Annotated in this window: 5 protein-coding genes; all 5 read right to left on the bottom strand. The window is 71.7% G+C overall.

All coding sequences use genetic code 11. From position 1 onward, the window contains the following. A partial coding sequence (locus F3J15_RS36835; RefSeq protein WP_166897660.1) for an MMPL family transporter occupies positions 1–1,349 on the bottom strand: 1,349 nt, incomplete at its 3' end. Continuing rightward, on the bottom strand, positions 1,349–2,005 hold the full coding sequence (locus F3J15_RS36830) for an outer membrane lipoprotein carrier protein LolA (RefSeq protein WP_166897656.1): 657 nt from the start codon (positions 2,003–2,005) through the stop codon (positions 1,349–1,351). The genes F3J15_RS36830 and F3J15_RS36835, both read right to left, overlap by 1 nt. Further along, positions 2,002–2,991: an acyl-CoA synthetase gene (locus F3J15_RS36825; RefSeq protein ID WP_166897655.1), complete on the bottom strand. Its 990-nt coding sequence runs from the start codon at positions 2,989–2,991 to the stop codon at positions 2,002–2,004. The genes F3J15_RS36830 and F3J15_RS36825 overlap by 4 nt, the downstream gene beginning before the upstream one ends. After that, positions 2,988–4,736, bottom strand: coding sequence for an acyl-CoA synthetase family protein (locus F3J15_RS36820; protein ID WP_166897652.1), 1,749 nt, complete (start codon positions 4,734–4,736; stop codon positions 2,988–2,990). The genes F3J15_RS36825 and F3J15_RS36820 overlap by 4 nt, the downstream gene beginning before the upstream one ends. A gap of 50 nt (positions 4,737–4,786) precedes the next feature. Continuing rightward, positions 4,787–5,360 (bottom strand): hypothetical protein (locus tag F3J15_RS36815; RefSeq protein WP_240161549.1); only part of this gene is annotated, 574 nt, incomplete at its 5' end.

Here is a 5,360-nt window from a genome sequence, read left to right as displayed (position 1 = left end):
GCGATCACCAGCGCGGCGAGCGGCCAGCGCAGCCGCGGCGCGGCGTCGGCCGCACGCGCGAGCACGGCGCCGACGCGCGACACGTCGCGGATCGCGACATGTTCGCCGCGCAGGTGCGGCAGCACGAAGCGCGTGACGAGCGCGGCGGCCGTCAGCCCGACGATCGAATACAGCCCGAGCTGCACGAGGCCCGGGAATCCGGAGAACAGCATCGACGCGAACCCGCACACGGACGTCAGCACGCCGAGCCGGATCGTCGGCCAGTACGCGGCGACCCATGCGCGCGTCGCGTCGGCCGGGCGTGCCGTGCCGAGCGTGCCGGCCTGCGCCGACTGCACGAACAGGTAGATCGAATAGTCGACGGCTTCGCCGATCAGCGTCGTGCCGAAGCCGAGCGTCAGCCCGTGGACCGTGCCGAACGCGACGCTGACGGCCGCAATCCCGGCCGCGACGCCCGTCAGCACCGGCAGCAAGCCGAGCGCGAGCGTGCGCGGCGAACGGTACAGCGTCAGCAGCAGCGCGACGATCAGCACGACGCTCGCCGTCGACAGCCGTTCGACGTCGTGCCGGATCGTGTCGCGCGTGTCGACCGAGAACACGCCGGGGCCCGTCATCGCGAGCGTGGCCGCGGCGGCGTTCGGCACGGCCTGCTGCGCGGCGGTGAACGCGCGGTGCACGGAGTCGATCGCGCGGGCCTGCGCGTCGGTATCGGAACCGGCGGCGGCCGTCTGCACGACGAGCACCGCGCGCGTGCCGTCGCGCGACGCCCACACGCCGTCACGGCTCGCCGGTTCCGCCGCGCTGTCGAGCGGGTCGACGAACGTGGCGACTTCGCCGGTCGGGTCGCGCGGCAGCATCGCCTTGGCCACGAGGCCGGCCGACGAGCTCAGCAGGTCGAGGCTGTCGCCGAGCGCCTGATGCAGGCCGGCGGCGCTGAAGCGCTGCGGCGTGACGGCCGGGCTCAACAGGTAGCGATGATCGAAGATGAGCTGGCGGTCGCGCGCGTCGTTCGCGGCTTCGCCGTTGTGAACGGCCGCGAATTGCGGATCGGTGCGCAGCGCACCGGCGACGCGTCGCGACAGCGCGGCGCGCGTGGCGGCATCGCCGCCGTCGATCGCGACGAGGATCAGCCGCGACACGACGCCGTCGCGCAACTGGTCGACGAGCACGCGCTGCCCGGCGCTCGGCGCGCTCGGCAGGAACGCGGAGAGGTCGGCCGTGAAGTGCGCGCGCCCGATCGCGACGCCGCACGCGATGAGCGCGAGCAGCCACACGAGCACCGCGCGCTGCCGCAGCGCATGCAGGCGGCGTGCGACCGGTGACGCGAGGGGGCGGGTGCGTTCGTCCATCAGTTCGGGTTCGCCGGAACGGGTTGCAGCCGCATCACCGAACGGTCGCCGTCGGCCTGCCGGATCTCGACGCTGCGCAACACGTCGCGCGTGCCGTCGAGCGTGATCGTGCTGACGACCTTCAGCATCCGCGAGTCGAGCGGCGTGAGCGTCAGCGTCCAGTCGTCGCCGCGTCCGGCGAGCGCGACCTTGTACACCTGTTCGAGCGCGAAGCGGTTGCCGGCGAGCGTCGCGCGGATGCTGTCGATGAACGCGCCGAGTTCCGGATAGCGTGCGAGCGCGAGCGTGAACTTGCGGTTGTTGCGCTCGACGGTGAGCATGTCGCCGTCGACGACGAGGTGTTCGGGCTTCGGGTTCAGCGTGTGCTTCTCGAGATGGTCGGGCGCGACGAACACGAGTTCGCCGGACGATTCGACCGGCTGCGTCGCGATCGACAGGTACTTCGTCTCGGTGAAGGTCGCGCGCCCCGACTTGTGTTGCGCAAGCGTCGACATCAACTGGTCGAGGTTCCACGCCGGTGCCGTGTCGGCTGCCTGCGCGGGCGCGGCCGTCAGCGCGAACGCGGTGGTGGTCGCCGCGACGGCGACGGTCAGCGTGCGGATGGCGCGACGCAGCGCGGACGGAAGCGTGGGCAGGCAGCGGCGAACGGCGGTCATGCGTCGGAATCCCTCGTGGCGGACAGGCCGGCACCGGCGCGCACCGCGTCGCTGCGTGCGGTCCCGGTCCCGGTCGCGGCATCGCTGCCTTGCCAGAAATCGAAATAGTTGAACCAGTTGTACGGTGCCGCGCGGCAGTATTGGTCGAGCAGCGCGACGTAGCGCGCGAGTGCCGCGTCGACGGCCGCCGCGCGTGCGTCGCGCCGCACGTCGGAGAAATCGGCGAGCGTCTCGAAGTGCACATCGTAGCGGTTGCCGTCGCGATAGAGGCCCGTCATGAAGATCACCGGCCGCCTCAACATCGCGGCCATGTAGAGCGGCCCGAGCGGGAACGCGGCCGGCGCGCCGAGCAGAGGCAGCCGGCGCAGCGACGCGGCCGCGTCGTCGAGCAGCGTGCGGTCGGCGAGCATGCCGACCATGCAGTTCGCGTCGAGGCGCTCGCGTACCTTCAGCATCGAGTCGACCTGCCCGAGCGGAATCACTTCCGGCTGCGCGGCGGGATTCACCGCGGCGAGCGTCGCGTTGATCTTGCGCGCGTTCTTCTCGTACATCGTCACGACGACGCGCAGGTCCGGGTGCGTGCGGCCGATCGCGCGCACGACCTCGAAGCTGCCGAGGTGCGCGCCCATCAGGAATGCGCCGCGTCCGCCCGCGAGCGCGTCGTCGACGAGCGTTTCACCGTGCAGCCGGATGTCGAACAGGTCGAAGCGTCCGTTCATCAGGTAGATGCGGTCGTGGATCGTTGCCGCGAACGTGAACACGTGCCGGTACACGTCGCGCCAGCGCGCGGGGCGGCCGAGCACGCGGCGCAGGTAGTCGCGCGACGCTGCGCACGCGACCGGCGAGAACAGCACGAAATACGTCGCGATCAGGTGCAGCACGACGCGCGCGCGCTCCCGGCCGAAGCGCAGCGAGATCCACGTCATCACGCGCAGCAAGCCCGCATTGCTGCGCTCCTGACGTTCGGCCCACGCGGTGCGCTTCATGGCTGCGCGCCATCCTGCGCGGCCGGCGGCGCGGACAGCACGCCGCTCGCGACCTCGCGCGTCCCGGCGCGCAGCGTGAAGCGGATCGCACCGCTGGCTGCGGCGTCGTAAGCTAGATCGAGCGGTTCGCCGGGTGCGACCGGACTCAGGAATTTCGCGGACCCGAGCCGCCACGTGTGCAGCGGACGGTCCAGCGTCGTGCCGATCGCATGGATCGCGTGATCGAGCAGCACGACACCCGGCACGACCGGATGGCCGGGGAAGTGGCCGGGCAGCGCCGGGTGATCGGCAGGGATCGTGAACCCGAGCGCGGACGCAGGCGCGCCGGCCGGGTCGCGCACGGGCGTCGGCGCGGCCGAAGTACGCGCATGTTGCGCAACGAGCGCGGCGAGCACGTCGCGCGGCAGCTTGCCCGTTTCGTTGCGCGGCAGCGCGTCGACGAACACGAGCGGGCGCGGCATGAAGGCGGGATCGATCCGCTCGCGCAGTGCGCGCTGCAGATCGGCGGCCGCGAGCGTCGGCGCGACGACCAGCGCGACGAGGCGCGTGACCGGTTCGAGGCCCGCGCCGGCGTGGGCGGGCGCGGCTTCGTCAGGCATGAAGAACACGCCGTCGATCACCTGCGGAATCGCATTGAGCTGATGGTTCAGGTACGCGAGCGACGTGCGCTTGCCGGCGATGTTGACGAGGTCGGCCTTGCGGCCGTGCAGCAGGAACCGGCCGTCGCCGAGCAGTTCGAGCGCATCGCCCATCGGCACGGGCGCCTCGACGTGCCCGCCCGACACCCAGATCGTCGGTTCGCCATCATCGCTTTCCGGATCGTCGCGCGCGTCGAGCCGGATGCCCGGGAACGACGCCCAGGTCGCGCCTTGCGACGTGCGGCGGGTCGCGATCTGGCCGGTTTCGGTGCTGCCGTAGATCTCGACGAGCGGCGCGTCTAGCGCGGCCTCGGCTTCGCACGCGAGCTTTTCCGACAACGGCGCGGTGGCCGACAGCACGAGCGCGGCAGGCGGCAGCGCATGGCCGGCCGCCAGCAGCGCACGCAGGTGGATCGGCGACGTGACGAGCACGCGCGGCTGCGGGATCGCGTCGAGTTCGTCTCGAATGTCGACCGGGTAGAACGGCTGGCGATTGCTGAACGCGAGGCCGCCGATCAGCGCGAGCAGCACCGTCGACTCGAAGCCGTACATGTGCTGCGCGGGCACCGTGCCGATCAGCGTGGCCGCACGGCCGTCGAGCAGCCCGAGGCGGTCGGCCGCCGCGCGCACGCAGCCGACCAGGAAGCCCCAGGTCTTGCGGTGCGGCACCGGCGCGCCGGTCGAGCCGGACGTGAACACGTAGGCCATGATCCGCGCCGCGTCGATCTGCGGCACGACGAACGGCGCATCGCTCGCGAGTTCGCCGGGGGCGGCATCGGGGTACGCGAAGCGCGGCAGGTCGATCGCGCAGTCGGGCGCGTCGTGCAGGCAGAACGCGTCGGGCGCGAACGACGCGAGCTGGCGGACCATTTCGGGCGTGTGCGTCGACGGCAGCAGGCTGATCTTGCCGGCAACGAGCGCCGCGCACAGGCTGACCGCGAAGCGGTAACGGTCGCGGCACACGTTGAACACGTGGCCGCCGGCGGGCAGCGTGGCGGCCACGCGCGCGACGTCGGCGACGAACGCGCGCACGGTGACGGGCGCGCCGTCGCGCCAGGCGATCGTCTGGTCCGGCGACGAATGAAAAACCAGCGGGTGAGTCGGCATAAATCGGTCAAAACGGGAGCGAAGACCGGCGCGCGGCGCCGGCCGTGAATTCATCGTGACGGCTGCGATGCGTGAGTCGTCGCGCGATACGCGCGCACCGCATCGACCATGCGCGGCCGCGGTTCGTGCGGCAGTGCGAAACGCCGGCACGCATGCTCGGCGGCGAACATCACGGCGACGAGCGGCAGCGACAGGTAGTTCGCGAACGTCGACCACGTGACGATCGGTGCGGTCGCGAACAGCAGCGTCGACACGGCGGCGATCGCGACGAAGAACAGCGTCCACGCGAGCGTGATCTGCCGTGTGTAGCGCGCGACGGCCGGCGTGATCGCGCCGTGGATCATAGTCGCGAAGCGCGTGCACAGCGGCACCTGGCCGGCCGCGAGCGTGCGGCCGAACAGCAGCGCCATCGCGAGGTTGAAACTCGCGTGTTCCAGATACAGGCCCCATTCGAAATGCCGGGCGAGCGGCACGCGCGCGACCCATAGCGCGGCGGCAGCAAGCAGCCACGCCGGCACGAGCCACGCGCGATGCGGCGAGCGCAGCGCCGCGCCGAGTGCGAGCAGCAGCGGCGGTACGAGCGCCATCGCGAGGCCGAAGCCGTGTGCGCCGGGCGTCGCGGCC

The sequence above is a fragment of the Burkholderia sp. Ap-955 genome (assembly GCF_011753045.1).
In the GTDB taxonomy this organism is placed as follows: Bacteria; Pseudomonadota; Gammaproteobacteria; order Burkholderiales; family Burkholderiaceae; genus Burkholderia; species Burkholderia lata_D.
The sequence above is the reverse complement of the archived record's forward strand: the minus strand, read 5'-3'. Positions and strand labels throughout refer to the sequence as shown.